The 25,711-nt window shown below is 67.8% G+C and carries 23 protein-coding genes and 1 pseudogene; 5 read left to right on the top strand and 19 right to left on the bottom strand.

Going from position 1 to position 25,711, the window contains the following annotated elements; translation table 11 throughout:
* Nucleotides 1-23 precede the first annotated feature (23 nt).
* The 4 genes and pseudogenes from ABZ833_RS38775 to ABZ833_RS38760 form a co-directional block, all read right to left on the bottom strand.
* The gene (locus tag ABZ833_RS38775; RefSeq protein WP_361057456.1) at nucleotides 24-416 is read right to left on the bottom strand and encodes a hypothetical protein; all 393 of its coding nucleotides are present in this window, start codon (nucleotides 414-416) and stop codon (nucleotides 24-26) included.
* Nucleotides 413-1,264, bottom strand: coding sequence for a hypothetical protein (locus ABZ833_RS38770; RefSeq protein WP_361057454.1), 852 nt, complete (start codon nucleotides 1,262-1,264; stop codon nucleotides 413-415). Before ABZ833_RS38770 ends, ABZ833_RS38775 begins: the two co-directional genes overlap by 4 nt.
* A gap of 1,605 nt (nucleotides 1,265-2,869) precedes the next feature.
* Nucleotides 2,870-3,271, bottom strand: a complete 402-nt coding sequence (locus ABZ833_RS38765) for a hypothetical protein (RefSeq protein ID WP_361057451.1) — start codon at nucleotides 3,269-3,271, stop codon at nucleotides 2,870-2,872.
* A 70-nt stretch (nucleotides 3,272-3,341) separates the two neighbouring features.
* Nucleotides 3,342-3,797: pseudogene (locus ABZ833_RS38760) on the bottom strand (transposase); the annotation flags it as partial.
* A gap of 532 nt (nucleotides 3,798-4,329) precedes the next feature.
* Here ABZ833_RS38760 and ABZ833_RS38755 point away from each other — a divergent pair.
* The 4 genes from ABZ833_RS38755 to ABZ833_RS38740 all read left to right on the top strand — a co-directional run bounded on the left by ABZ833_RS38755 (nucleotide 4,330) and on the right by ABZ833_RS38740 (nucleotide 8,116).
* On the top strand, nucleotides 4,330-5,472 hold the full coding sequence (locus ABZ833_RS38755; RefSeq protein WP_361057448.1) for a ParA family protein: 1,143 nt from the start codon (nucleotides 4,330-4,332) through the stop codon (nucleotides 5,470-5,472).
* Nucleotides 5,469-6,740 carry a hypothetical protein gene (locus ABZ833_RS38750; protein ID WP_361057445.1) on the top strand — a complete coding sequence of 424 codons (1,272 nt, stop codon included), beginning with the start codon at nucleotides 5,469-5,471 and terminating at the stop codon, nucleotides 6,738-6,740. Before ABZ833_RS38755 ends, ABZ833_RS38750 begins: the two co-directional genes overlap by 4 nt.
* Nucleotides 6,741-7,308: 568 nt before the next feature.
* Nucleotides 7,309-8,031, top strand: coding sequence for a transposase family protein (locus ABZ833_RS38745; protein WP_361057442.1), 723 nt, complete (start codon nucleotides 7,309-7,311; stop codon nucleotides 8,029-8,031).
* A complete protein-coding gene (locus ABZ833_RS38740; RefSeq protein WP_361057439.1) occupies nucleotides 7,955-8,116 on the top strand; it encodes a transposase in 162 nt (53 codons plus the stop codon). The genes ABZ833_RS38745 and ABZ833_RS38740 overlap by 77 nt, the downstream gene beginning before the upstream one ends.
* A gap of 292 nt (nucleotides 8,117-8,408) precedes the next feature.
* Here ABZ833_RS38740 and ABZ833_RS38735 read toward each other — a convergent pair whose 3' ends face one another.
* The 5 genes from ABZ833_RS38735 to ABZ833_RS38715 form a co-directional block, all read right to left on the bottom strand.
* Nucleotides 8,409-8,792: a DUF6009 family protein gene (locus ABZ833_RS38735; RefSeq protein ID WP_361057436.1), complete on the bottom strand. Its 384-nt coding sequence runs from the start codon at nucleotides 8,790-8,792 to the stop codon at nucleotides 8,409-8,411.
* Between the two features lie 155 nt (nucleotides 8,793-8,947).
* On the bottom strand, nucleotides 8,948-10,450 hold the full coding sequence (locus ABZ833_RS38730; RefSeq protein WP_361057581.1) for a phage/plasmid primase, P4 family: 1,503 nt from the start codon (nucleotides 10,448-10,450) through the stop codon (nucleotides 8,948-8,950).
* Between the two features lie 56 nt (nucleotides 10,451-10,506).
* Nucleotides 10,507-11,571, bottom strand: coding sequence for a bifunctional DNA primase/polymerase (locus tag ABZ833_RS38725; RefSeq protein ID WP_361057433.1), 1,065 nt, complete (start codon nucleotides 11,569-11,571; stop codon nucleotides 10,507-10,509).
* Nucleotides 11,572-12,701: 1,130 nt separating this feature from the next.
* Complete coding sequence (locus tag ABZ833_RS38720; RefSeq protein ID WP_361057430.1) at nucleotides 12,702-14,156, bottom strand: NUDIX domain-containing protein; 1,455 nt, start codon at nucleotides 14,154-14,156, stop codon at nucleotides 12,702-12,704.
* 110 nt (nucleotides 14,157-14,266) lie between these two features.
* Entirely contained in the window at nucleotides 14,267-16,237 is a 1,971-nt protein-coding gene (locus ABZ833_RS38715; protein WP_361057427.1) for an ATP-binding cassette domain-containing protein, read from the bottom strand.
* Between the two features lie 344 nt (nucleotides 16,238-16,581).
* On the opposite strand from ABZ833_RS38715, the gene ABZ833_RS38710 reads away from it, so the two are divergent.
* The gene (locus ABZ833_RS38710) at nucleotides 16,582-17,142 is read left to right on the top strand and encodes an NUDIX domain-containing protein (RefSeq protein WP_361057424.1); all 561 of its coding nucleotides are present in this window, start codon (nucleotides 16,582-16,584) and stop codon (nucleotides 17,140-17,142) included.
* An 80-nt stretch (nucleotides 17,143-17,222) separates the two neighbouring features.
* Here the strand turns inward: ABZ833_RS38710 and ABZ833_RS38705 are convergent, their stop codons facing one another.
* The 10 genes from ABZ833_RS38705 to ABZ833_RS38660 all read right to left on the bottom strand — a co-directional run bounded on the left by ABZ833_RS38705 (nucleotide 17,223) and on the right by ABZ833_RS38660 (nucleotide 25,703).
* Nucleotides 17,223-18,056: a class I SAM-dependent methyltransferase gene (locus tag ABZ833_RS38705; RefSeq protein ID WP_361057421.1), complete on the bottom strand. Its 834-nt coding sequence runs from the start codon at nucleotides 18,054-18,056 to the stop codon at nucleotides 17,223-17,225.
* A gap of 132 nt (nucleotides 18,057-18,188) precedes the next feature.
* Nucleotides 18,189-18,830, bottom strand: coding sequence for a DsbA family protein (locus ABZ833_RS38700; RefSeq protein ID WP_361057418.1), 642 nt, complete (start codon nucleotides 18,828-18,830; stop codon nucleotides 18,189-18,191).
* A 57-nt stretch (nucleotides 18,831-18,887) separates the two neighbouring features.
* The gene (locus tag ABZ833_RS38695; protein ID WP_361057415.1) at nucleotides 18,888-19,550 is read right to left on the bottom strand and encodes a 3'-5' exonuclease; all 663 of its coding nucleotides are present in this window, start codon (nucleotides 19,548-19,550) and stop codon (nucleotides 18,888-18,890) included.
* 94 nt (nucleotides 19,551-19,644) lie between these two features.
* Nucleotides 19,645-20,613 carry a phosphoribosylaminoimidazolesuccinocarboxamide synthase gene (locus ABZ833_RS38690; protein WP_361057412.1) on the bottom strand — a complete coding sequence of 323 codons (969 nt, stop codon included), beginning with the start codon at nucleotides 20,611-20,613 and terminating at the stop codon, nucleotides 19,645-19,647.
* 27 nt (nucleotides 20,614-20,640) lie between these two features.
* Nucleotides 20,641-21,423: an HAD family phosphatase gene (locus tag ABZ833_RS38685; RefSeq protein ID WP_361057409.1), complete on the bottom strand. Its 783-nt coding sequence runs from the start codon at nucleotides 21,421-21,423 to the stop codon at nucleotides 20,641-20,643.
* Nucleotides 21,420-22,190, bottom strand: a complete 771-nt coding sequence (locus tag ABZ833_RS38680; protein WP_361057406.1) for a thymidylate kinase — start codon at nucleotides 22,188-22,190, stop codon at nucleotides 21,420-21,422. Before ABZ833_RS38680 ends, ABZ833_RS38685 begins: the two co-directional genes overlap by 4 nt.
* An 86-nt stretch (nucleotides 22,191-22,276) precedes the next feature.
* A complete protein-coding gene (locus ABZ833_RS38675) occupies nucleotides 22,277-23,386 on the bottom strand; it encodes an aminotransferase class I/II-fold pyridoxal phosphate-dependent enzyme (protein WP_361057403.1) in 1,110 nt (369 codons plus the stop codon).
* Entirely contained in the window at nucleotides 23,383-24,420 is a 1,038-nt protein-coding gene (locus tag ABZ833_RS38670) for a radical SAM protein (RefSeq protein WP_361057400.1), read from the bottom strand. Before ABZ833_RS38670 ends, ABZ833_RS38675 begins: the two co-directional genes overlap by 4 nt.
* A complete protein-coding gene (locus tag ABZ833_RS38665; protein WP_361057397.1) occupies nucleotides 24,410-25,186 on the bottom strand; it encodes a thymidylate kinase in 777 nt (258 codons plus the stop codon). Before ABZ833_RS38665 ends, ABZ833_RS38670 begins: the two co-directional genes overlap by 11 nt.
* On the bottom strand, nucleotides 25,176-25,703 hold the full coding sequence (locus ABZ833_RS38660) for a phosphoribosyltransferase family protein (protein WP_361057394.1): 528 nt from the start codon (nucleotides 25,701-25,703) through the stop codon (nucleotides 25,176-25,178). Before ABZ833_RS38660 ends, ABZ833_RS38665 begins: the two co-directional genes overlap by 11 nt.
* Nucleotides 25,704-25,711: the final 8 nt, after the last annotated feature.

The raw sequence follows: 25,711 nt of genomic DNA, 5'->3' as shown, positions 1-25,711 counted from the left end.
AAGTCCGGACGGCAGGGGCGTGCTCACGGGGCGTTCTCCAGAGTGCGCGCGGGCGGCGCTGCAGACGGGTGGAAGGCTGCCTCCCAGCCGGGGGCGTTGCCCCATGCGCTGTGGGCCAAGACGCGCAGCGTCCACCCCAGGGCGCTGATCTGTCCTTGGAACAGACCGGCCTCGTCGGTGGCGGCCGCGAGGTCGCGTTTGGTGGTCCACTCGGTGAAGACATCCATCACACCCGCGGCGAGCTTCCGCTCCGCCAGGCAGCCTGTGTCGGCGACATCGGCCAGGCGCTCCGCGATGAACTGCGCCAGGAGGAGGTCGCGTTCGGCCTCCCAGGTCCCGTCGAGCGGGATGGATACGAAGCGCGTGCGGCAACGAGTTGGCAATGAGCCCGACCGGGGGGCGGTGTTCGCGGTCACCGGGAGTCCACGAGACGGTACTCGCGGGACTGGACCTTCGGCTTCCCGGTCTTCGTCAACTCGGCGAGGCCCTGGCCCTGGTACTCGTTGAGCACCGCAGGCCGGCTCGTCGAGTTGTAGACGGACTCCTCCTTGTCAGGATCGATCTTGTAGTTGTAGAGGAAGGCCGACTTGAGGGCGAACGCGGAGGTATGCGCTGTGGGGAACATGGCGATGGCGCCGTCGTTCTTGAGCTTCAGCGCGTAGGTCTTGTCGTGCTTGGCCGGAACCATCTTGTAGGTGGTCGTCGCCATCTTGGCGTTCTTGCCACTGTTGCGCTCTCGGTAGTACTCGCGCGCAGCCTTGGTCGGCTCGGTCGTCGCCAGTTGATTGCCTCCGTGCTTGCCGCCGGAGACGAAGAGGTCCTCATACGCGTCGCTGACGGCATCCGGCGCCATCCCGCCCACCGGAGCGGATGCCGGTAGGGCGGTCGCGAGTCCGTGGTTGCTGACGTCGATGGCGGGCAGGGCGTCCGGCGAGTAGACCCCCATCACCACCTTCCACTTCCCGTCCTCCTTCTCAAAGGTCAGAAGTGCCCACTCCTTACTCCCGGTGGACTGCGCACCGACGACGAACCACGGTTCCCCTGCGGGCATGAAGTACGCACGCTTCTTGTAGAAGAACGGGGAGGCGTAGTCGCGTTGGTCCTTGGCCGACTTGGTCTTGAAGAGCTTGTAGTCGGCCTTGCTCTGTTCGTAGAGCTGCCCGCCTTCCACCGTTCCCAGCAAGGCTGCGTCGCGGGTCGCATTCGCCTTGTTGTTGACCTCCACGTACTTGTCCAGGAGCTCTGAGGCTTGAGCGGGCGTCACCGCACCCTTGGGGGCCGGGCTGTTTGTGCTGGACTTGGCATCATCACGCCCGGCATCGCTGCCGTCCGATCCAGCGCCGCACCCGGTGAGTGCAATGAGCGTCGTGCCTGCGATAACAACCGCGCGGACGTGGCTCTGTCGTCTAGCAGGGACAAAGTGGGGGGATATCAAGTGACACTCCTGGTGGGAACGGATGCAAGTGCGAGTCCGGCGTGGCGAGAGGCCACTTCGCTCGCGAGTGGGGATGAGTTCTGGGCGGCTGCTCGCGCAGCGGAGTGCGTCAGCGCTCGGGAGCGGGCGGACCGCCCGAGAACGGCCTGAGCAGCCAGTCATCGCACTCCCCCGCCGTCGGCCGCGGCTGCGCCGGCAGATCAACTTCCGCTTCAGGCGACGTGAAGTGCACAGCAAGCGGTGCAGGCCGACGCGACGTGTTGGACGCGCCGTGTCGGAGGGGACGCTGGCTCATGTCGGCCCTCCTGAGGGGTGGCTAGGGAATACCTGGCCGGTTTGACAGGCCCGGCGGGGTGCTCGCGGCAGGCCGCGGTCACCCTTTCGCCCGGCAGGCAGATTCACGCGCGGAGGTCGGCTCCGTCGAGCCGCGCACTCCGCCGATGGATTGCAAGCCGTCGCCAGCGACAGGTGAAGCACCGCGGATCCCTCTCTTATCCGACGCAAGCGGCGCGTCTCCCACAACGCGCTCCGGCCCGAGGGCCGATTGTTGTGTCGCAGCGAATGGACTGCCAGGCCCAGAATTTTCCGGATACTCAATTGCCGGAAATTCACGTTCAGGTAATTCGGCAAGCACGAGTGGCGCGCGGTACCGGTTGAGGATGCAGTACCCCCATGGAGGAGTGTCGTCGACTCCTGCGCGGCAGTTTTGGCCACGTGGATCCAATGCTCGGCCCGTCTGGCACACAGAGGCTCGGGGGCGTCCTGGACATCTGCACGCGCCAGGGCCAACGCACCTTTGCGCGAATGCGGAATGTGGCCGGCCACCTCCAGCAGAGGCCAGGCACCCGGCCCGCCCGGCAGGCGCCGCTGAGCCAACCGTGGCAGTCGTGCCGTCGGTAGATGGCGCGCGAAGGCAAGGACATCCCCGGAGAGGACGGGCGAGGTCGGATGAACGGCGGTCATCAAGGGACTCCTGCTTCTATACGCGACGGCGAGGGGGTACCCCCTTCGTCTGCTACAGGTGCCGATCTCGTCCGCGGTGTGACACCCGGGGCGAACTTCCTTGTCTCACCTGCTGCTGAGGCAGCCCATGCCACGGGATGGCGAACTTCGGCAGGCGCCGACTGCCGAACTACCGCACACGTTGGACTGGTTGTTTGCGATAGGCGATGCCGGCGCTACGCGCATGGAGTGGACGTAGAGAAGGGGTGGGCATCAGGACCCGGGCATCATTGCCCCCGGATGCCGCTCGCTCCGCCGGCGACGCCGTCCCACCGTGGTGTCGGCCGCCAGCCGCTGTGGTGCAGAGCGTGCCCGCCGAGGACTACGCCGGGGAGGCAGCCGCAGTCCGGGGGGCTGCCAAGGTTCCGTACCGGCCCGAGAGCTCGTGAAGGACGATCCACTGATCATTCTCTGCCTGTTGATGCGCAGGTGCTACGCCGTCGCATCTCGCGCTAGCAGGGCAGCCACTCGCAGGGCAATGCGGCTGGAGGTGCCAGCCGCGGGGTAGCCCTGAGCTCCCTCGGGCTCGAGGAACGCCAGGAACTCCTCTCGGACACCTTCAAGTTGCCCGCGGTCGTCGAGCTGCACATCCATGCCGTGCAGCTCAGTACCGTCGACAAGGTCGACCTCTTCCCTGACGTCGTCAGCCTCGCCCTCCTCCTGCACGCTGACGTCCGTGCCCTCGCGATCAGCGAAGCGGTCCACGGCATAGAAGCAGAGCTCGTCGCCCAAGGCGACGTACAAGCTCGCCAGCGAGCTCAACAGCGAGCTCGACAGGTCAACCTCAGTGCCTAGGCAGTCGACGAACCGGACCGACCGCGGTCGACGGTCCACGACCTCTGTCCAATACCACCTGCCACTCCCCCGTCGCAGAGAACGAGGTCATGTCGACGCGCCCCAGCTGCAGGAGCGTGCGGACCGCGGTCGAGTCCTGCACGCCCGCAGTGACCAGGACTGCCAGTGGTTGGCCGAGCGTGTCGGTGAAGATGCTGCGCTTGCGGCCCACGATCCTCTCGCCCGCGATGCCCTGACTAGTGGATGGCACGGAGGTGGAGGTCTTGATGCTCGGCGCGTCGACGACGCAAGCCGAGGGGTGAGGGAGTTTGCCGTCCTGCTGGCGCACCAATTCCGCCAGTAGCCCGTCGAGCTTGGCGAAGTAGCCCTAGATCGACTGCCAGGGCGGGAAGTCGTGCTCGTGCGGGAGGTAGGCCCACCGGCAGCCGGTGCGGTCCACATACAGGATCGCGTTCATGATCTCGCGCAGGTCACGCCTTGACAGCCAGCCCAAGTCCAAGCACGGGCTGTGGCGCTCGACGCGCCACTCGGACAGCACTGGCTCGAACAACTCCCACCGCCTCACCTATCGGAGGGGCGCCATGCATTGCGACTCAACTCTTGTACGCCTAAGCCCCTGAGCGGCTGCTGAGCCGTTGTCCAACAGACCGAGAATGTGGGAGTGAATGGAGATTGCGCCTTTGTGATTGTTCTGGATGTGCGATCCACGGCGCGAACACCGCTCGCCAGACAGAGCAACTCCGGCGCCATCCGCGCACCGACAGGTGGGATTCCGAGTCGACACCCCTCCTGACCTGCGCATTCACATATTCACAATCTTTATTCATTCATTCATTCACCGACTCAGCACCTCACAGGTCAGACCGGCAGTAGGGAAGGAGGTCGGCGAGGAGGGGGGATGCGCGGGGTGCGAAGCCCAGCATGGTGCTTCCGCATCAAATGTGCGCTGTCACCTACCATCTGACGGTAAGTGACAAGAGCAGCCGCCTGCGTGTACCGTGCCCGATGCAACCGAAGGGGTGCGTGCACGACTGAGAGGCTGCTTTGACGGGCGCTGGCGTGTGCATCCTGGCGCATCAGAGATCACTGGAGGAGCCTTGGACGAGTCCTTGGGTGCAGCCGTACCGAAGAATCTTGATGACCTGCTGGAGCTCGAGAGCTTCACGGACTTGAAGAGTCGTCTAGAGGTAGTGCGGCGTTTCCCGGCCCATTACGAAGATGAGCATGACGACCTGTTGGCTGAAGTGGTACGCCAGATCCGTCCCTATCTCCGGAACGTCATCGGAGTCACCATCGGGAAGGGAGGTCAGGGCAAGACGACGCTTTCCGCAAACATGGCGGGCATGCTCGCCGCTGAACAGGAGATGCTCGCGAAGCAGGGGAAGAAGGCCCTGCCGATCCTACATCTTGAGCTGGACCTTCAGGGGGACGGCTTCTCTCACGACTTCGGTCTTTCCCGGTCCAAGTTCAATGACAAGGGTGCGGGCCTCGCAAGCGCCGTCACCAATGACGCGCCCCTCCACGTCATCAAGACTGACCGTCAGTTCCTGCATGTTGTACCTGCCGGCGCCAACAATGCGAGGATCATCGATGCGCTAGGGGCACTTGTCGCCACACACGGACGGGCCGCGCATCTCCTGCTAGCCCTCCTGTTGGCTCAGATCAGCCATCTGTACCGCTGGGTCGTCATCGACTTCTCACCTGGTGATCGCAGTCTCCAGCAGCTCGGCCTGGCCGCGACGACGCACCTCACCGCTCCCTTGATGGACTCAGACAACGCGTCCGTCAGCGGTCTTGCGAACCTCGCTGTGTTGGCCAGGAGCACCCGTAAGACCAACCCTGAGCTGGGCGTGGCGGCCATGTGCTTCCTGGGCTTCAGGAAGGTACAGGGGAATCCCACCAGCGACTTGACCATCGTCTGGCAGAAGCTCCGCATGGCTCTCCAGCGATACAACGTCTCACCCGACGTCATCCTGGACGACTACGTTCGTGAAGGCCGCGTACTAGCTAAGGAGGCGCGCAACTCCGGCATGCTCGCCCACGAGTTCGCCCGCGCGGCCGCCGGTCAGTGGATTGACCCGCTCACAGAGGAGGTCGCGGAGCGTCCCAGGGATGAGAACGGGCGTCTCATTGACGCTAAGCGCGCCATCGACATTGCAAACGATCACGCAGCCATGGCTCGTGCCGTAATCACCAGGGTCCGTACCCGCAATCTGCAGCTTAAGGAGGCCACGGTATGAGCGGCGGCACGAGGGCCAGCAAGGATCCGGCTAAGAAGAGCTCGGGGTCCGGAAGGTCTCGAGGGGGCTCCACGGAACAAGGCAAGGGAGCATCCAACCTGAAGTTGCCCGACCTCGACTTCGGCGGCTTCGGCGAGGAAGACGAAGAGCACACGGGGGGCCTGCCCGCAGACGTATTCGGAGCCGGATCTGCGGAGTCCTCACGATCGGTCGAGAGCGAGAGCCCGGTCGCGAGCGAGAGCCCGGTCGCGCCAAAGCCCCCGCTGGTACCGCACCAGCCCCTCGACGAGACCAAACCGGCCCTCCAGAGTGCCGCTGATCAGGAACTCAAGGCACCAGCTACCCTCCCGGCCAGCGCCGAGATCCACACGGCCGAGGTCCTGGCCAGCACCCGAGTCGCTCCACCGGCGGAGCTTCATGGGCACAGCGAGCCGCCGCAGGCAAACACAGTTCCTGCCCCCGGCGTAGCTGGCCCAGCAGCCCAGCAGCCGACGACCGATCCCAGCCCGAGCCACGCAGGTCCAGCAGCCCCGGCCGCCGAGACCACTGCGACGACGGCCGCTGTGGCGCGTCGAGAGTCGACGCACGCCGTCGCGAGTTGGGGGCCATCCACCGGTCTGCCGACGCGACGACCGCGCCGCAATACCTCGAAACCCTTCACGGCGGACCAGCGTCAAGAAAATCGCGAACGGAACATGCGGGAACTGTTCGAGGAGGCTCCGCGGTATGCCTCACTTCTGAACACGTACTGGGAGGTGAAGAAGAACAGTTCGAAGCCGCGGAACGTTCAGCTGTACGGACTCACGTTTGAGCGAACCGCCACCCAGATTGCGATCGACACGGCGGTCATGGCTCGTGTCACGCCACGCATGCCGACGCCCCGGCTCATCGCAGGACACTACGTCGACACAGCGCTGCAGGGGGCACTCTCGGAGCTCAATCCTGCGGAGGCTGACGCCGAGCGCATCGAGGACGAGAAGGATGTCGTCTTCAAGATGGCGGACCGGGCCATCGCCTATCGGAACTACATCAACGATGACGATTATGCGTCCCAGTTGGGGCACACCCGCACCATCTGCCCGCTGACCGAGTCTGGGGGTGCACTCCTGACACGGCTGATGAATCTGCTGCGGACGATGCCGACCCTGAAGGTCCAACCCTTCGAGATTGTGAGTGTGGCGGTCTCGGACCTCCTCGACAGCATGGCCCAGGAGCAGGACGCCTTCGAAGGTTTCCTCGAGCGCAGCGTGGCATCGAGCTTCCAATAGCCGCCGTGGACATTTGATGGTCGGTGGTCGGTTTCGACGCCCACCGACCACCACATGTGGCGCCGCCATCCCCAGGCGATTCCCAGGCCAGCCACCAGGTGCATGGCCCCGGTACGCGCCCTCTCTGGGCTACGTCTACGTCGGTCTCCGGCCATGAGACACGCGTCTGTGCGGGAGCTCTTTGCTCTCCAGGGAGGCTGGCCCGCAGCGGCCTGGCAGAGACTAGTGGGCCCACGCCTGCTCCCGGTGCAGTCCCCTTCTATCGTTGGTCAGCACCGCAAGCGATACACGCTGCTCGGCGGCTCCTGATCATCGGCCTGGGTCCGCGGAATGATCCATCTGGAGAAACCCGGAGCGTCAACGCAGGGGCCGAGTCGCTGATTCGGGCAGATCGCGGCGCGTTACAGAGGCTAGGCCGTTCACCAGCGGGGTCTGTCACAGATGACGGGGAGTGGTCACTGCGAGTGATGTCGCTGTTCGATTGCAGGCATGTGCCGTCGTGCGCCCCACGGCATTCGCCGATACCTGACGCTCCCTCAAATCGACGTAATCCGGGCTGAATCCCGGTGTGTTGGTCGACGGGCCGGGCATGGGCAACTGCGGGTGGGAATGGACGAAGTTGGTCTTCGCGGGGATCGAAGTGAAGGTCACTTCCGTGACTCTAAGCACCGAAGTTGTGGTGATCCGAGCTCGTGGCAAAGGCACGGACGGGGTCTGTCCCGGTTGTGGCCACGGCTCGATGCGGGTGCACGACCGGTATCTGCGGCGGCTGCGAGACGTGCCGCTGAGCGGGCGACGAGTCGAGATCGAACTGACCGTGCGCCGCTTCGTCTGTGGCAACGCGGACTGTGAACAGCACACGTTCACCGAACAGCTGGCGGGCCTGACCAGTCCGTACGGCCGCTGCACGTTGCGGCTGAGCGAGCTGTCGGGGCGGATTGGCCTGGCGCTCGCGGGCCGAGCCCGTGCCCGGATAACCGCCGTACTGGGCATTCAGGCGGGACGCATGACGCTGCTGCGGCGGGTAATGGCCCTGCCGGATCCGATCTGGGCGCCCCCCCGGGTCCTGGGCGTCGACGACTTCGCGACCCGGCGCGCCCACACCTACAGCACAGTGCTGACGGACGGCCAGACGCACCAGGTCATTGACGTGCTTCCGACCCGCAGGGCTGAGCACGCTCGCGGCCTGGCTCGCCGACCACCCGGGTGTCAGGGTGATCTGCCGGGACCGGGCCGGCGCCTACGCGGAAGGCGCGGCCGAAGGCGCGCCGGACGCTATCCAGGTCGCTGATCGCTTTCATTTATGGATGAACCTGGGCCAGGCCATCGAGATTCGACGCCGTCATTCTGTTAGACGTTCTAAGCGCGGCCTATAGCGGGAGAAAGAGTCCTCCAACATCATCGAGTGGCTGAAGGGGCTGAAGTCCCGTGTCGCGCCATCCAGAGCCGACAGACGACGTGATGCCCCCCGGGGGGGGGAAGCTGGAAGTTCAGCCACTCCAGCCACTGTTGAGCGAGGCACCCTCTCTGACCTGGAGAGAGACCGTCCCGGCTTGCGGAGGCTATCGCAATCGCTCGTCAGAGGGCAGGCAAGAGCAACTGTGGGCCCGGCCTCGCGATTCGCGAGGCCGGGCCCACAGTTGCTGCGGAGCTCACAGCTCCAGGGTTCTACGCCCCTGCGGGGGCCGGAGTTATCGCTCGCCCTTGGGAGCGGTCAGTCTTCACGCCCGTACGCCGGGCGGCCACGGTGAGTGGATCGACGGCCTCGCCAGGAGAGCCGGTCTGGTAGTCGCCGTCAGGCTCAGAGTCACGGTCGTGGGGAACGAGATAGAAGACCCTCCGGTGAAACAGGCTCGTCTCAGGGTCGCGCTGAACGGCGGATGAGAGCTCCGCGTAGCCCACCAGGCGACCCAAGCCGTCGAAAGGCGGCTTACCGACCCGGTAGGGAGTGGTGTGGACGGCCTGGCGCACGTACTCCAAAGGCGCGATGTCCTCTAGCCACACGATGGTGGATTCGCCGGCGACGTCCGTGTCAGTGAGTAGCGAGCTCATGGTGTCCGCACCCCTTTCTGCTCTCGGTTTCCTCGGGCTGGTCGCTCAAGCCTCGGGCCCGTGTCCACCTATCCCTCTTCAGTTTAGTGGGGCGCAGCGGCCCTGCGTAGTGGCCGCCCGTCGCCTCGGTGTACATTTCGGCACAAACTCCGCGACTATTCGTCTCCGGTCCGCAGCGCCAGGCCAGGGTAGAACCGGACACCGTTGGACTTGATCATCTCGTCAGCGGACTTCAGCCCGAGTTCCTTCCGGACGCGATCAGCGAAAGCGCGGCCCGTGGCCCGCTTGACATCCTCCAACTGGCACCACTCCCCGTAAAGCAGATACAGCTGGGACTGCAGCACCCTCGCACTCGACTGCTTCACCGTGGCTTCTGTCAGGAATCGCCCGATATGGTCTTCGGTTGCCGCATAGCCGGCCGTGGCCAGACGCACCCTCTTGGGCCCGTCGAGATTGTCTCGGTCGGCTCCGGGCGCTCGAGTCGCGAGGAAGCGGCGCGCCCCTTCGACCAGCCACGCCAGGATGCCCGGCCCTTCCTCTTCAACCAGAATCCGGGCCAGGTTGTCGATCTTCCGATCGTCCTGAATCTTGTGCTCGAACGGGATGAGACGCAGACGACGCCAGAAGGCATGACCGCCCGTAGCGACCTCGGGGTAGTGATTGCCAAGCAACCAGAGGTGATGCGTCGGCGGAAAAGTGAAGTAGTCCTGCCGCATGCGGCGCGCGGTCACCGGCTCGCCGCCCGTCAGCTGCTTCATCCTCACTTCGTTGAACCGGTCCGTCGCCTTCAGCTCGCTGCACACCACAAGGCGGCGACCGTACAGTTCGGTCAATTCCGTGGTGTGCTCGGTGTAACCGCCGCGATCCATCAGAAAGCCGGGAGGAGCCGAATGCGCGTAGTCACCGAGGATCTGCACGACCGCGTCGAGGAGCACGCTCTTGCCGTTGGCGCCCTCGCCGTGGCAGAAGGGGAGAACCTGCGCGCCGACGTCGCCGGTGATCGAGTACCCCAACAGAATGTGGAGGTACTCGATCATCTCCTTGCCGTCAGCGTCGTCGCCGAACGTGTCGGTGAGGAAGGCGAAGAAGCGCGGGGTTTCCATCTCTGCGGCCGGTGCGACTCGGGTGCAGCGGGAGTTGAAGTCCCGAGAGGGATCGGCCGACCGGACGTGACCCGTCTTGAGGTTGACCACACCGGCCGGTGTGCAGAGCGTATACGGATCACCATCAAGCTCTCCGGCGTCCAGTGATAGCACGGGCGAAGCCTTCGCCTGCTGAAGCATGGCCTTCATACCGCTGGTGGACGACGAGTAGCGGCGGTGGCGTACGACATCTTGCTGCGAGAAGGTCCCGGTGGGATCAACGGTGGGCATCTGAGATGCCATGTCTCCGGCCGCCCAGATTGCAGCGCTTTCGCCTCCGCGGAGCTTCCAGCGGCCCGCGTCCCAGGAGTACCAACCGTTGCCGTCCACGTAGCGGAACTTCCCGTGATACATGTCGGCGAACAGTTCAGCGTTTCCGCGGTCGGTGAGGTCGTGGGGGAGCCGCCCCACCGGTCGGCGGCTGGGGACAGCTGCAACGGGCTCGCTGACTTCGAGACTCGCCTTCTGCGCGGGCAGGCCTGGCGCTTCGACGACCGGCTCATTGTGGTCGATCATCTGTTGCGCGACGCCTTGCGGATCGAAGCCCGCCTGAGCGCGGTCGCTCGGTGTGCTCATGAACGTCCTTCGAGGTGGAGCGGGCGCGTGGCCCCCGCCTTGAGTCCGTCGCGAATGGTTCGGGTGATCTTGTGCTGCTGAGCGGGGCGCGCTGTTTCCGCGGCCTGCGTCAGACGGTCAACTGCTTCGACATGCGACATGCGACCGGCTGCGACGAGACCTCCGGCAGTGAACGCGGCCACGTTCAACTTGCTCGTGAAGCCGGTGCCTTCCCTCGCTGACGCGCAGGCTTGTACGTCGTCAAGCAGCCTGGTGAGCCCGTCGACCGGCTCCTTGGTTCGTCGGATCAGCGGGCCTGGGGTTCTGCCAAGAGGCTCACACGAGGCGGCTATGCCGTGGCCGGTTCGGATCAGCTCCTTCGCCAACCACTCGGGAAGTGGGGCAGGGATCCGGACTGTTCCCACCGGCCTGTAGCTGCCCTTCTTCGTGCGCACGCCGGGTGCTACGACGTATCCCCGCTCAGCACGTACGTCGACCTGCCAGGCCAACGCCGCCTTGGCTCCAGCCCCAAACGATGACCGGATGCGCATGCCGTCCGGGAGGGCATACCAGACGTGCATGCCGCCGGACGCGGTCTCGACCCGGAGAGTGGTGTGGTCATCGCAGGGATTCTGCTGTCTGCGATAGGCAGCCAGCAGTGCAAGCGTGTGGAAGCCGCTCTCGAGCCCGGCCAGGTCGATCGCTGCGGGGATAGGGATACCTGGAAGTAGTCGTTCACGTGACGGGTACTCGCTCGCGTGCGCGTCAACGTCGAGCACGACCAGGCGGGCAGGGCCGCAGGAGACCGCCACCCCGAACCGAGGCTGCGTATCCCACCATGTTCGGATCTGCGTGAGGTTGGTAGTAGCAGCGTGAAACCCGTGGCACCACCGACCCGCCCGAAGGCACGAGCACTGCTCAGCAGAATGGTTCTGCACCCGACACGACGGGCAGTTGGCCGCGGGGACCTTCAGTCCTGGGACCAGCGGGTGCACTGGCCAGCCCCTCTGCGCGCACCAGATCGCCCTATCTACCGGCAACGACTCCGGTGATACGGCAGCGGATTCTGGAGGGCGGGACATCCTGCTCAGTCCTTGCTCAGGGTCTGGAGCACTGCGCAAGCTGTCGATAAAGAAGCAGGTCAGTGCGATGGCATTCGATCAGTAAGGGGCTAGAGGGGCTGAAGTCTCACGTCTGCAGCAGCGAGCCTAGCGCACCAGAACGTAAGCGTTGGGACGCTGAGCCAGAGAGTTGACACGATGCCTTGAGTTCAGCCCCTTCCGCCCCTCTTCGATCTCTCCGGCGGCCTACTCGTAGTCCCCATCAAGGTGACGCCTGCCAGACAGTAGCGCCAAAGATGCCCCTTATACCGCTTAATACGTCTTTTGAGAGGGGCGGAAGGGGCTGGATCCTCGGCATACCCACCCATTGGCCTGCGGTGTCAGATACGCATCCGCCGTTGGTCGAGCCAGAGTTCTCCGAAGGGCCAGCCCTCACAGTGATCCGCACCCGACAACCCCAACCACGCCCGAAGCCAGGGGCTAAACCACCGCGCAGGGACTGGTTCTGCTCCGCAGGGGCTGCCTTCCGCCCCTGCGCCCCTTGAATGTTTACGCAGGTCAGAGGCTTTGCAATCATGGGGCCAGTGGCTGAAGGGACTGAACTTCCAAGTTATCGTGCCGCCAGGAGCTTTCACACGCGCGGGCGCGCACTTAGGATCGATACATCACGCGCGCCCGCATACCCTCGCTCGCAAGAGCCTCAGTAACCTGAAGGTTCAGCCCCTTCAGCCACTGTTGGTTCAGAGAAGTTGCTCTGACCTGGGGTTTCACTAGAGACAGCCGGGTGCGAACAAGCCCTCAAGGGCGCCCTCCCCGCCCCTCAGGCTCTCTTTAGCCCCTGGCCACTACAAGGTAAGGCTGCTGGAGTGCCTGCTGTCGTGTCGTGAGGCCATCCATAGAGACCCCCTTCGGGCCACGCTGGCGGTCTGACCGGTCAGACCCGACCGGAAGTTGAGGTGTCGCGATATGTGGGCAGCAGCCCTAGAGATTCTGGGCACCGTGGATATGAGTGCTTTTGAACACCAACCGGGCGAGCGCCTTCTCCGATTCCGGGTCGGGCCGCGCGCTACACCTCGGAATGGCCGCCACGGCGCTCTGCGCGGCAGGCTGCGGCCCGTGACGGACAGAGGCCACGAGGGTGAGGTCCGCCGTCACCAGCCCATCTCGCTGTAGAGGAGGCCAGCGGCGACGCCGTTGATTGCTGTGCGGGCATAGGGCACCAGCCGTTCCGGCAGGGCCTTAGGATCCCACCACTGCCAGGCCTGACATTTGTCCGGCTCACGCAACTGCGGGACGCCCTGCCACCGATGGGCCCGGAACACCAGCTGCATGAGCGGCAGTCCACCTGGGGCGTCGACAACGTGGGCAAGATGGACGAGCTCCAGGGAAGCGGGATCGATGATCAGACCGGCCTCGTCAAAGGCCTCGCGCACGAGGCACGACGAGGCGCTCTCCCGTTCCAACCTGCCCGCGAGGAAGTGCCAAGTGCTGGCTGCGTAGCGGTTGTTGGGATCGCGCAGACCGAGCAAGACCCGGCCCTCGGTGTCCTGGAGGTACAGGTGCACCCCGACGCCGTTGAGGACGGTCTTGCTCCCTCCGTCCCATGTCGGCGGGACAGGGTCGGCCGGCGCCATCTGGGCCGGATGCTCTGTGGCATGGCGGTGGATCAGGTCCGCCAGGCCTGGGCTCAGTCGCAGCTCGTCGAGTTCGTCGGGCCCGGCCCAGTGCAGCAGGACCCCCTCGTGGGTGCGGAGCCCGCGGGGATCACCACGCCACTCGCCGGTGAAAACGGTGAGTGGAACCTGCAGGCCGTCGACGCTCGTGGCCGCCTCCACGGCATACGGCTGCACGTCGTCCAGGTGCAGTTCGGGGATCTCCTCGGCGAGTTCACGGCGCACCGTGTGCTCGAGATCCTCATCACCTGGCGCGCGCCCGCCGCCGGGGAGAGACATGACCCAGGGCTCCCAGATCGGCCGGTTCGCCGAGCGGAGCTGCAGCAAGTACGAGCCCTGCCCGTTGTGAATGAGAGCGGAGGCGTTGACCGGCTCAGGCTGCCCATCGAGGCCGCTGGTCAGGAGTTTGGCGCGCAGCGTCGGTGAGGTGACGTCCTCGAACGCCAGCCACTGCGCCCCGGACACTTTCTCCTCCTGCAGAGCCACGGTCGGAGGCTCCTCGTCGACGACGTAGAAGGCGTATCGCAAGTCGTAGTGCTGGGGGCGGGGCTCGCCTTTCGAGGGCGAGGCGTCGATGTCGATGGGGGAGCCGAGGAGCTGAGGGGTCAGGCACAGCGCAGCAGGCGCGATCCCGGCTTCCTCGGACAGCTCCCGCAGGGCCGTCGCGAGCGGGGTGCGGTCCTGGGGCTCGATGTGTCCGCCGGGCGCCAGCAAAAGTCCGCCGGAGGCCCGGTGTGCGATGTGCAGAACGCGGCGGCCGCGAGAAATGACCACCGCGCTGCACGTGACGTGGCCGGGCAGCGTCGAGCGGCCGAAGGTACTCTCAGCGCGGCCCAGTCCCTCCAGGAGAGGCGCCAGCGACTCCCGTTCGTCAGGATGACGGGCAAGGTACGTTTCGACGGTCTTGCGGATCTTCGTGTGGCTGAGCGGCACTTCGTTCTCACCTTCAGTGGGGTCCGTGGTGCCCGGGGGAACTTGCGGCCGACGCCGGTCTACAGCGGCCACTCGCGCGAGGAGGGCGCGCTCCCGCGAGGAGCGGGCACTCAGTCATTGGTGGGACCGGGCGCACCGCCGGTGCGCTGCTCCAGTTCCCACAGGGTCCGAAAGAGCCCGGGGTCGCGGGTGAGCTGCGCGTACGTCCCCTCCTGGACCAGGCGGCCCTGGTCGAGAACGACGATCCGGTCAGCCACAGCGACGTTGGCGAGGCGGTGTGTGATCAGAAGGATGGCCCTGTCCTTGGCTAGATCCCGCAGGCCGGTGAAGACGTGGTGCTCGGCTCGGGCGTCGAGGGCGGCCGTGGGCTCATCCATCACCAGCAGGCTGGCCTTCCGGTGAAAGGCCCTGGTCAGGATGACGCGTTGCCACTGTCCGCCGGACAGCTGGTGGCCGCCGAACCATTCGCTGGTCAGAAGGGTGTCGAGGCCGGAACGGAGGGCGGGCAGCATTTCCGCGGCTCCGGACGCCTCGCAGGCCGCCATGAGCGCGGCGTCACTGGTGTCGCCCTGCCCGAGGGTGACGTTGTCGCGGAGGGTCAGCGGCAGGTATGTGAATCGCTGCGGTGCCACCGCCACGTGCTTCCACGCCTTCCACGGCTCCAGCCGCGCGGTGGTCTTGTGGTCCCAGGCCACATCCCCGGAGGTCGGCAGCAGCAGACCGCAGATCAGCCGGGACAGCGTCGTCTTCCCTGACCCGTTCTCCCCGACCAGCGCCACGATCTCCCCGCGCCGTACCTTCAGCGACACCCCGGCCAGGCTGTCTTCCTCCGCACCGTTGTACCGGTAGGTGACGTCGCGGACCTCGAACCGTTCCGGTGGCGCCGACAGCACCTCGGAGCCACGCGAGGCCACCATCGCCTGCCCGTGCGCGTTGTCGAGGAAGTTCTGCCAGTCCTGCACGTACCAGCCGGTGCGCACGAGCCGGGCCCCGCCGTTGATGATGCCCCGCACCGAGCCGGTTGCCGTTTGCAACGCGAAGACCGCGCCGCCGCCCGCCGCCAGGTCCATCCGGCCGGAGACCAGCAGCCACAGCAGGGTCGCCCAGACCGCCGCCGAGGCGACTCCGCCAGCCGCCGCCCCGGCCAGGCCCATCCAGGCCCCGGTGTTCGCGGCTTCGCGCTCGGAGACGTTGACGGAGGCGGCCAGGCGCCGGTAGCGGCCGAGGAGGAAGGGGCCGGCCAGGCAGGCCCGCATCTCCTCGCTGGACTCCATGTAGGACATGTGCCAGCGCAGTTTGTGCAGCATCCGCCGCCGCCCCGACGTCTCCAGGCCCGCGAGGTACACGACGCGGGCCGCGCGCACGTACGCGGCGGCCTGCGGCAGGCACGCCAGGAGAAGCAGAGGCAAGAGAATCGGGTGGATCACGGTGAGGACCGTGGCACCGGCGGCGAGGGTCGCCGTGGCGGCCAGAACGTCCTGAGCCTCCTCCACGAGGTCGGGAGTGACCTGGGCGCCGCGGTCGGCGATGTCGTACTGGTCGTTGTACCCCGGCTTGTTGTTCGCCGCGGCCTCGGCGCCGAGAGCCGCCTCGACCATGCTGACTTCCGCGGCCCGGGCGAGAACCGGGCGCAGCCGCCCGGTCAGCCAGGTCACCGTGACCCCCAGCAGGGCGCGCAGCCCGGCGGCCACCGCGATGACGGCCAGCTGCGGAGCCGCCTCCCGCAGCCGCTCGGTGATGTCGCCCGAGGAGATCAGCGCGGTGAGGGTCCCGGTCACGGCGAACAGGCCCAGCGCGGCCAGCACGCCGGTGCCGATCTGGCACGCGAGCAGCCCGGCCGTCGCGCCCCGGTCCACCTCCCACGCCATCCGCAACGATCGTCGCACCAGCACGGGCAGTCGCCGCGCCATCGTGGTCGTCGTCATCTGCGCGCCGGCTTGGAGCCGGGACGCGTCCCGGTATTGGAACTCCTCCTCCTGCGCCGCACCTCCGCTGTCCGGTGGAGTCCCCTTTGCTTCGTCCGTGCTCGGTTGTGCGGCTGTGCTGCCCGAGGTCAAGTCGATCCCCCTGTCGGTCGTCACGGCTGGTTCGCGAGGCTCAACGACACAGCCCTGATATCGAACACACGTTTTTCGGTCGGTCCTGAAGTCCCGGGATAGGGCGTTCGAGGAACCGTGGAATCTGCACCGACCCAGCTCCCGCAACGGCACTGGCGCAAAGGGGGGGTTGGCCGAATCGCCGAGGTTCCCAAGCGCCGTAAGCCAATGGGTGCGTTGGTGCGTCTGGGGCCCGGCGGACTTGTAGAGTGCGGGACTTCCGGTACGCCACGACCCTTGTGGAGCTGACTGTGCACGTGCTTGGTGGCCGCCCTCGAGCGGCCCTCTGGGCGGGACCCCTCCTCGGGCCGAACGAAGGACGATGACCTGTGGCGATCACTGACTCCGACATCGCGGGAGTGCTCGCCGCCTACCTTGAGCGCTACCCGCAGGAGGCCGGACAACTGGCGGAGCCACTGCGGCTCCTGGCCGAAGGCCGGAGGTTCGCCTCGCGACGGACCTTCCCGATGCACGTCACCGCCGGCGCACTGCTGATCCGTGACGGCGCCGAGGTCCTTCTGATCGAGCACCTCGCGTACGGGATCACTTTGCAGCCGGGCGGGCATCTTGAGCCGACTGATGAGACGCTGGTCGGCGCGGCGTTGCGGGAGCTGTCCGAGGAGACCGGCATCGATCCCGGCCAGGTCGTCCCCGTCTCCGCGCACCCCGTCTATGTCGAGTTCGGACGGGTGCCGGCCAGGCCCGCGAAGAGCGAGCCGGACCACTACCACCTGGATTTCGGCTACCTCTTTACGACGGCCGATGCTGAGGTCGGGCGTATCCAGGAGTCCGAGGTAGCCGGTGCCGCCTGGTACCCGCTGTATCTGGCGGAGCGCCTCGTCGGGCCCCGGATCGCGCGGGCGGTCACCACCTCGACCGGAATCAGGTAACCCCTCCGCCACCGGCAGCTCTCGTGGCGCGGACAGGGAAGATGCCGTCGTAGATGACGCCGGGGCAAGCGCGTTCGGCGTCATATCTCCTCCGGGAGCTCGGCGACGATCACGAGCCAGCTCGTCACCGTGACGTCGTCTGGCTTGGTCTTGGCGGTGGCCTCGGCGAGGATCGCCATCTTCTGCTCGTAGGAGAGGGCGCCCTCGGGGTGGGCGAAGACGGGGATGGACAGCCAGGCCGCCCTCTCAGCGATGGTGGTGTGCTGGCCGGTGACCTCCGTGGCGACAACGTGCAGCCCGGCATCGGCCATCAGCCCGGTGACCAGGGGGAGGGGGAGCTTCGGGGGGACGGCGGCCGTCGGCAGGACGATGCCGTAGTCCCGGGTGGCGATCTGCTCGATCAGGACGCTGAGGGAGGGCTGGGGCGGCGGGGGCAAGGCGTCGGGGTGGGTGACGTCGGCGAAGGCGCCGCCGATGTTGAAGACGAACCGGCCTCCGGGCCGCAGGACACGGCGCACCGCGGCGACCACGGCAGCGACGTTGGTCTTCCACACCGCCGAGTTGCACACGACGGCGTCGACGCTGCGTGCACGGACATGGTCGGCCAGAGCTTCGGCGGGTGCGTTGACCCAAGCCAGCCGGGGGTCGCTCAGAAGCCGGCGGCCGATCCTCTGCATGGCGGCGGAGCTGTCGAGGGAGATGACGGTGGAGTCGGGCGGCGCCAGGGCAAGGATCGCCTCGGCCGTCGTACCGGTGCCGCCGCACAGATCGACGATCACACGGCTGCGGGGGAGGCCTGCACGCGCGGCCAGGTCGCGGCTGGAGGCACTGTACATGGGGTAGGCGCGGGTGAAGGCGGCGTAGGTCTCGGCGGTTGTGTCGTCGTCCCAGCCGGTGAGGGCGTCGTACTCCAACGGGTTCCTCGTTCTCGTGGTCGGGTGCCGCACGTAGCGGGCGTGGAGGTGATCTGGATCCGCTCGGGCCGAACCGGCGGTGCGGGGCCGGGGGTTCTGCGTGTCCTTGGAGCCGGTCGGGTCGCGGTGGGCTCAGTCGAAGGACGGCTTGACGTTGCGGCTCCGCTTGAGCTCGAAGAAGCCGTCCGTCGCCGCGACCATCACCAGGCCGTCCCAGAGCTGTCCGGCGGCTTCGCCGCGGGGGGCCGGGGTGATAACGGGGCCGAACAGGGTCGTGCCGGCGATCCGCAGGACGGGGGTCCCGACGTCGAGGCCGACCTCGTCGAACGCCTCGTGGTGCGAGTCCTTGATGCGCTGATCGAACTCCGTGCTGGTGGCCGCCGCGGCCAGCGAGGCCGGCAGCCCGGCTTCCGCCAGGGCTTCGGTGATGACGGTGGGATCCTCGCGGCGCCGCTGGTTGTGCAGCCGGGTGCCGATGGCCGTGTAGAACGGCCCCAGCACGGCGCGGCCGGCGTGCTCGGCGGCGGCGGCGCAGACCCTCACCGACCCCCAGGCCGTGTTCATCAGCTTCTGGTAGTCCTCGCTGAGGCCCTTGCCCTCGCGCTGGTCGAGGTTGAGGTAGGCGAGCGACATGATCCGCCAGTCGGCGCGCACCGGCCGGACCTGCTCGACCTCCAGTAGCCACCGCGAGGTAATCCAGGCCCAGGGACACAGCGGATCGAACCAGAACGGGACCTGGACCTCGTCGCCGTGGGTCTTTTCCTTGATCGTCATGATGCGTACCGTCCAATCTGCGAGTGGCACTGCATGGCTCGTCATCCGGCGGACGGGCTAGATGTCGAACAGTCCGCCCTGGACAGGGATGTTGCTCTTAGCGGTGCGCCCCGCCACCTTCACCAGGGCGGCGAGGTCGGCGAGCTGCGCGGTGTCGTCCGCGGCACCGAGGAGGCGGAGGAACACCTGCGCGGTGACGTCGACGTCGGCGTAGGCCCGGTGGCGGGCGGCCGGCTGCTCGATGGCGAAGTGCGCCAGGAGGGTGTCGAGTTTGTAGTTCGCCAGACCCGGGACCAGGTACTTGGCGAGGGGGATGGTGTCGAGGAAGTCGACACGGGAGAGGGTCGGGCAGTGCTCGCGGGCGTTGTGGATGACGTTCGCCTCGGTTGCGGCGTGCTGGGCCACCAGCAGGTACCGGCCGCCAGGGGTGAATCGCCGGTCCAGGGCGCCCAAAACGTGAGCTACGTCCGCGGCGCCTGCCAGTTCGGCCGCTGTCAGGCCGGTCTGGGCCGTGTCGGCCGGTGTCACCGGGGCGAACGCGGGCGGCCGGATGAGGGAGGTACTCCGGCCGGCCTCCGTCCACGCGCCGTCCGGGCAGCGCAGGGCGAGAGCGGCGACTTCAATGGGCTGCGCCGGGTAGCCCGTCGGCGTCGTCGTCTCGAAGTCGACGACCACGAACGTCGTTGCCCGGAAGTCGGGGTCGTCGGTCAAGCTGCCCATGCGTCCGCCGTTCATCTCGGTTGGGTGGCACGGCCGGTGCGTGCCCTGCTCATCGAGGAGAGCACGCACCGGCGCCTGCCCGGGTGGGTTCTCGTCAGCGCCCGATGACCTGAGCCACGGCCTCCGTGGCCGCGGGAAGATCCGGCGCGTTCCACCGGCGCTCGCCGGTCCAGGTCTCGCTCAGGGACCGGTAGAGGTCGGACATCACCGGCAGGAACTCGTCCGGCAGTGAGGTGGGAGTGGGCCAGCGGTGTCGGGGCACGCCTTCGGCGATCAGCTGACTGACGGGGACTTCGAGCCCGTTGTCGACGTACCAGTTCCGCAGGACCTGCTTGCCGCAGTGCACGCCGTCGAAGAGCAGGCGGCTCTCGTCGGGCGTACCGGGACTGTCGGCGAGCACGAGGCCGCCGTCGGCCGCCACCACGAACTCGAGTTTGCCGTCGCAGTGCCGCAGGCCCACCGTGCGCGCGTGTTCGGTCAGCACGCGGTTGACCGCGACGGTGGTGTCGAGCAGGGCTTGGAACCGGTCGTCGTCCAGACCTGTGAGGCGTTGGGCTTCCGCCGTGTCGATGTACTCGTTGACGTCGTTCAGCATGGTCGCGAACTCGACGAGCGGGTCCTTCAGCTCCTCCCCGATCTCGGGGAGGGAGCTGAGTCCAGCCTGAGCCGGGGTGAGGGTGCCGGCTGCGAGACGGCGGTGGACGGAACTGCCCTGCGGGAGTTCGGTGCGGACAAGGACCTGCACGGGGAGCAGGGTGTTGCGGACGTCGGGGGCCAGGGGCACGGCGTCCGGGGCAGGAGCGCGGGCGAGATCGAACTCGATGTGGTGGGGGGCGATGAACCGGCGGAAGTGGGTCCGCACGCCGGCCGCCTTCAGCAGGGCGAAGTTGAAGGCGGCCATGCGGGCGATGGCCTCGCCCTTGCCGGGGATCAGGTCCGGCATCCGGCCGTAGTGGAACACCGTGTAGGCGTCGGTGTATTCGAAGATCCCGACGCCCGCACTGTCTTCCGTGACAGGGGTGGCGATCTTCAGGTTCTTGGTCGAGTGGAGGACGGGCATCATGCTCCTCTGCTGCGACGGCTGGGGCCGTCACCGGTCGGAATCGGCGGCAGGCGGCGCGGGGGCCCATGGGGGGCCGCTGAGGGCGGCGGCCTGCTCGAGCGCGCAGCCGCGCGGCATCGGTGCGCTGGCCCCTGATGGCAGGCCCGCAGTGTCCGCGGCGCTCGCGCAGGTGGGGGTCAAGTGGCCGTCGATCACCCTGAGCACGTGCATGCCGGCGGCTAGCGCGGAGGCGATGCCGTCCGGGGCGTCCTCCACGGCGAGGCAGCGCTCTGGCGGGATGCCGATGCGGCGGGCGGCCTCCAGGAACAGGTCGGGGGCGGGCTTGCCGCGGGCGGCGTCCTCCCGGGTGACGACGGCTTCGAACTGGGGGCTAAGGCCCAGGGCCTCGATCCCGGGATGGACGAGGATGCGGCTGGCCGCCGACGCCACGGCACAGGGCAGCCGGGCTTCGCGCGCCGCGTGTAAGAGCGCGACACTGCACGCGATGGGGGCGATGGCGTGCATGTGGGCCAGGAGGTGGGCGCGGCTCCGGCGGATGATCTCGTCGTGGGGCAGCTGCCGTGCGCCCGGCAGCGCGGCGAGCAGGTCGTGGATGGACAGGCCGAAGTGCCGGTGGAACCAGTCCGTGTCCAGGCCGAGTCCGTACGGCTGGAGTGCCGTCCGCAGCGACTGCTCCTGGTTGACCGTCGTGTCGGCGAGGGTTCCGTCGAAGTCGAAGATCACGGCCAGGATGCCGTCGGGGATGGCCGGCGAGCAGCTCACGCCGGGGGTGGGGTTCGGGCTGCCCGGTGGGAGGGTCGTCTCGTTCATACCGTCACCGCTTCCGCGCGGTGTCCGCAGCACATGCACGGCGCCCCCTCGCCCGCCCACGGCTCACACAGGCAGACCAGGCCGGGGCTGGCGCCGCCGATCCAGTCCCGAATCTGCGCGGCCGCCTCGTACTCGTCGATGACGCGCCGGTCGATGACGCGGTAGCGGGCCGGATCGGTGGCGGCGACCCGTTCGAACAGCGCGCACGCTTTGCGCATGAATGTGGCCTGCTCGGGGGTGAAGACCCGCCGGTCGCGGCGTTGCGCGCGTGCGAGGGCCTGGTCGGCGTCGTCGGTGACCAGGATCGTGAGATCGGGCAGTGGCCGGTAGAAGGAGGCGAGGTCGAGCAGGGCCAGGGCGGCCTCCAGGGCCTGGTCCGGGTGGTCGGGGTGCAGCAGCAGTGCCTGGCACACCGCCGTGGTGTCGACGCTGCGGCCTTCGACGACTGTGCGCCCGCCGGCCAGGTCGGGGAGCAGGGTGTCGAAGTCATGGCGCTTGATGGCGATCAGGAGGAGAGCCTCGGCCATGGGGGTGCCCCCGCGGAGGAACGGGTCGCCGGTGCTGGCCTCGCGTAGCGCCTGGAGCAGGGCTTCGCCCAGTCCGGGGCGCCCGTTCGCCCACTGGGAGAATTCGTCCAGCATCAGAGGCTTCTCGTCGAGGGCTTCGACGGCGCGGTTGGTCAGGTAGGTTTTGCCGACCCCGTTGAGGCCTTCGGCGGAGATCAGCGGGCCGCGGGTGCACGCGTGGCGTACCGAAGTGATCGTCACGGGCGGGAATCCTTTCGGAGACGAGGACAGGGCGCCGGAGCGGCTGTCGCGGAGGGGTCCGGCGGTGCCGGCTCCCCGGTCGGTGGTCACGGTGCCCACGCGGCGGCCGCCGCCCGGGCGACGACGTCGGCGTAGTGGTCGAGGGTGGCCTGGGTGTCGCCCTCGGCAAGGACGATGGCGAGTGTGCGGTCGAGGATCTCGGCCGTGCCCCGGCACGGCTGCTCCGGCGTAGGGAACGGGGGCCGGGTGTCGCAGGGCACGAGGCGGAAACTGCCGGTGGAGTTCGGCACGCCCTGCTGCGCGAGATGTTCGGCGAATGCCCGGGCGCGGGGCAGGCCGATGTGCAGCAGCGGGGAGAAGCCGTTCCACTCCTCATCCGCGCCGGGAGCGAGGGCGGTTAGTCCGGGGACCTGCTCCAGGGCGTTCAGGAGGTAGCGGGTCTGGGCGCGGCGCCGTTCGATCAGGTCGGGCAGGCGGCGGAGGTTGGCCAGGGCGAGGGCGGCCAGGGGTGCGGCGAGGCGGGAGTTGGTTGCCAGACGGCTGTGCGGGGCCTCTCCCGGCGGGGCGGGCTGCCAGTGGCTGCGGAAGGCGCGCGCGTGCTCGGCGACCTGGCCGCTGGCAGTGGTGAGGAACCCGCCTTCGCCGCTCCACAGGATCTTGCCGTCCTTCATGCTGAAGCAGCCGACCATGCCGACCGCGCCGGCCAGCTGTTCGTTCCGGACGGTGCCGACGGCCTGGGCCGCGTCCTCGACGACCGCGAGTCCGTGCTCGGACGCGAACGCTGCCAGGGCGCCGGGATCTCCCATCCGGCCCCACAGGTGGACCGGGATGATCGCCCGGGTCCGCGCGGTGACCTTCCGGGCCGCGTCCTCGTAGTCCAGGTCCAGGGTGGCCGGGTCGCTGTCGACGAACACCGGCGTGGCCTCGAGTGCGCGAAGGGGCGCCACGGTCATGATCACGGTGAGCGCCGGGACGAGGATCTCGTCCCCCGGTCCGATCCCGCAGGCGGACAGCGCGGCGTGCACGGCTGCGGTACCTGAGGACACGGCGACCGCGTGCGCGGTGCCGAGAGCGTGCGCGGCTTCGTCCTCGAACATGCGCAGATGGCCGGAGGCCGCCGGGTCGGGCATGGCCGACAGGCTGGCGGTCATCTCTTGGAGGAGCGGCGCCCTGTCGGGGGCCGGGGGAAGGTTCACCGGCTGGCCTCCTTATTGAGCAGGCGGGGCATGTCCAGGACCAAGGGCCACATGTTCACGCAGTCCCGGCTGAAGTGAGAGCAGTCCGTGCACGGGGGCCGCCCGTCGAACAACGTCCGGGCGTCCGCCCCGGCGATCGTGCGCCGCCGCTCGGCGGGGGTCGCGGCGATCCGGCGATCGGACGGGCAGTCCCACAGCGAGCCGTCCGGCTGGATGAAGAACAGCCGCGCACCGCCGAAGCACTCCTGCACACGACCGCTGGCCTGGGTGGAGATCGCGGAGACGAAGCGCAACATGGAGCCGGGAGAGGGAACCTCCAGGCCCGCCGGGTCAGCCTGCAGCTGGGCCAGCTCCTGAGCCACGGAGATCGTGTCCTCGGGTGTGTGCGCGAGCTCATCGAACAGCTTGTGACCGGGTGCCAGGGAGATCGGCTGTGGCACGAAGTAGTCCACGCCGAGGTCGGCGCCCATCCGCGCTACCTGGGTGATCTCCTGCGGCGTCGGCCTCATGATCACGCTGTAGATCCCGACCCGCGGCGCCGGGCCGGTGCCGCGGGCCCGCAGCAGTGCCTGGATGCCGGCCACCACGTCGGCGTGGCCGAACTTTCCCGAGCGGGAGGGCCGCAGGCGGTCGTTGGAGGCCGCGTCCACGCTGTCCATGGATACGGATACGCCATCTACCTGAAGCTCGACGAGACGTTCGGCGATTCCAGGTCGAGTGAGGGGGATGCCGTTGGTGGCGATGACCACCTCGCATCCTGCGTTCTTGATGATCTCAATCAGGTCCAGGGCGGCGGGCCAGTCCAGCGGCTCGCCGCCGGCGATGACGACCCGCTCGACCGGGGAGTCCTCCAGGGTCCGCGCGAACGCGGTGATCTGATCCCGGCTCAGGTCGTTGCGGGAGATGTGCGACAGGATGCCGAGCTGGTCCGGCGGGCTGGCCTTGTGCTCCTCCACGGTGCCGAAGTAGCAGTACAGGCAGGCCACGGCACAGCGGGAGCGCAAGCCCCACAGGAGCGTGATGTCACGACGCATGGACAGTCTCCCGCCGCTGGATCAGGTCTTCCACGGCCGCCAGGAGTGCCTTCGAGCTCTCGTTCCGGCTGTAGCTGTCCACATCCAGAACGATGAACCGGTCGGGGTGAGCGATGGCGAAGTCGCGGTAGAGGACCTCGGCCTGTTCGATCACTGCCAGATCCCGGCCGTCGAGCTGCTGGCCGGTCCGGGCGGCGAACCGGCTGGTGGCGGTGTTCCGGTCACCGGTCAGCAGGACCGTCGCGTCGGGGGAGGGACGCCACGGGGCCATCGTCACGAGGATGCGCTCCGCCAGTGCCATCGGCTGCACGCCCGGGTGCTGGGCGGCCAGGATCACCGCCTGGTAGATGGCCGTGCTGTCGACGCCGCGGTCTTCGAGGATCACCTCCACGCCGGACAAGTCGCTCTCGCTCAGGCGCTCGTACTCGCGGACCTTCAGGGCGAGGAAGGCCAGGGTCTCGACCACGGGATGCCCCGTCCGGAGGAAGACGTCCCCCGTCGCGCGGAGAGCCGCGATCACCTGGCTCGGCAGCGTGTCGCCTTCCTTATCCGTCAGTTCGCTCAGCCGCAGGCACCGCGGGCCCAGCTCGGCCGCAACCACACGGATCGCCTCGCTCTTGCCCACCCCGTTGAGACCCTCGACGCTCACCCACAACGGCAGGACACGGCCGACAGCGGCACGGGGTCCGGGAAAGGCAGGGGCCGTCGTGCCCGGCTCCCACCGATCCGTGGCGCGTCCGGCCGGGTGCTCCAGTTCAGCGCTCATGCTGCTCCTCCCAGGGGAAGACGACCCAGGTGTCCGTCAGCGAGGCGATGCAGTCGATGTCGTGGTGGGGGTCGGAACTCTGCGGCCAGTTGGCCCGGTTCACCGCGAGAACCGCGGTGCGCACCCGGGCGGGGCCGAGGTCGTGGATCATTCGGGCCGTGTCAGCGAGGGTCACGCCACTGCCGGCGATGTCGTCGACGAGCAGGACGTCCAGGCCCGTGAGGTCGCCGAGCGACGCGGGGTTACGGACGGTGGGGACCGTGCTCTTCGCGGCGTTGATGCCGTCGCTGGTGGTGCGGGTGACCTCAACGGCCCGCACGTCGCGGATCGCGAGCCGGTGGGCGAGCCACGCGGCGGGGATCATGCCGCCGCGGACGATACCCACCACCACCTGCGGCACCCCTGCGGCCGCCACCTGATGAGCGAGGGCTGCCGTCGCCGTGGTGAGGTCGTCCCACGTCAGGAGCAGCGGGCCGGGCCAGCCAGCACGTAACGGTGTAGTTGGCGATGGCGCCATCAGCTCAA

The organism is Streptomyces sp. NPDC047525 (assembly GCF_040643025.1).
Classification (GTDB): domain Bacteria; phylum Actinomycetota; class Actinomycetes; order Streptomycetales; family Streptomycetaceae; genus Streptomyces; species Streptomyces durmitorensis.
This window is presented reverse-complemented; position numbering and strand designations above follow the sequence as displayed.

What these genes read in the sequence shown, in the direction of transcription:
- ABZ833_RS38735 (WP_361057436.1), bottom strand. Translation starts at nt 8,792, where the DNA reads ATGAGCTCGCTACTCACTGACACGGACGTCGCCGGCGAATCCACCATC.
- ABZ833_RS38750 (WP_361057445.1), top strand. Translation starts at nt 5,469, where the DNA reads ATGAGCGGCGGCACGAGGGCCAGCAAGGATCCGGCTAAGAAGAGCTCG.
- ABZ833_RS38725 (WP_361057433.1), bottom strand. Translation starts at nt 11,571, where the DNA reads ATGTCCCGCCCTCCAGAATCCGCTGCCGTATCACCGGAGTCGTTGCCG.
- ABZ833_RS38700 (WP_361057418.1), bottom strand. Translation starts at nt 18,830, where the DNA reads ATGACGATCAAGGAAAAGACCCACGGCGACGAGGTCCAGGTCCCGTTC.
- ABZ833_RS38695 (WP_361057415.1), bottom strand. Translation starts at nt 19,550, where the DNA reads ATGGGCAGCTTGACCGACGACCCCGACTTCCGGGCAACGACGTTCGTG.
- ABZ833_RS38685 (WP_361057409.1), bottom strand. Translation starts at nt 21,423, where the DNA reads ATGAACGAGACGACCCTCCCACCGGGCAGCCCGAACCCCACCCCCGGC.
- ABZ833_RS38690 (WP_361057412.1), bottom strand. Translation starts at nt 20,613, where the DNA reads ATGATGCCCGTCCTCCACTCGACCAAGAACCTGAAGATCGCCACCCCT.
- ABZ833_RS38730 (WP_361057581.1), bottom strand. Translation starts at nt 10,450, where the DNA reads ATGATCGACCACAATGAGCCGGTCGTCGAAGCGCCAGGCCTGCCCGCG.
- ABZ833_RS38665 (WP_361057397.1), bottom strand. Translation starts at nt 25,186, where the DNA reads ATGAGCGCTGAACTGGAGCACCCGGCCGGACGCGCCACGGATCGGTGG.
- ABZ833_RS38660 (WP_361057394.1), bottom strand. Translation starts at nt 25,703, where the DNA reads ATGGCGCCATCGCCAACTACACCGTTACGTGCTGGCTGGCCCGGCCCG.
- ABZ833_RS38670 (WP_361057400.1), bottom strand. Translation starts at nt 24,420, where the DNA reads ATGCGTCGTGACATCACGCTCCTGTGGGGCTTGCGCTCCCGCTGTGCC.